The following is a 239-nucleotide window of genomic DNA, read 5'->3' as shown; positions in this document are numbered from 1 at the left end:
CATTCCTTTAATAAGTTTCTTCCATCATACCAAAAATTGAAATGTGTTCTATTGGTTTTCCTGTGTCTTTCGTTGGAGGCGTTGGTGTAAATAGAACGAATAACAAATCAACATCAACGCAACAAGGCTCGCTATACCGCCAATCCAGCTCAAATATGTGATCTTTGTATATTGGATGATCACGCCGCCCATTGACGATCCAAGCATCATGCCGATATTCATAATCGCTGTATTAAAGC

General features: G+C 39.3%; 1 pseudogene. It reads right to left on the bottom strand.

Annotated elements, in window-relative coordinates:
- Nucleotides 1-48: 48 nt before the first annotated feature.
- Nucleotides 49-239, bottom strand: a pseudogene (locus R0J87_RS24290) (MFS transporter); the annotation flags it as partial.

This window comes from Halomonas sp. SIMBA_159, from assembly GCF_046536035.1.
Classification (GTDB): Bacteria; Pseudomonadota; Gammaproteobacteria; order Pseudomonadales; family Halomonadaceae; genus Vreelandella; species Vreelandella venusta_A.
The sequence above is the reverse complement of the archived record's forward strand: the minus strand, read 5'-3'. Positions and strand labels throughout refer to the sequence as shown.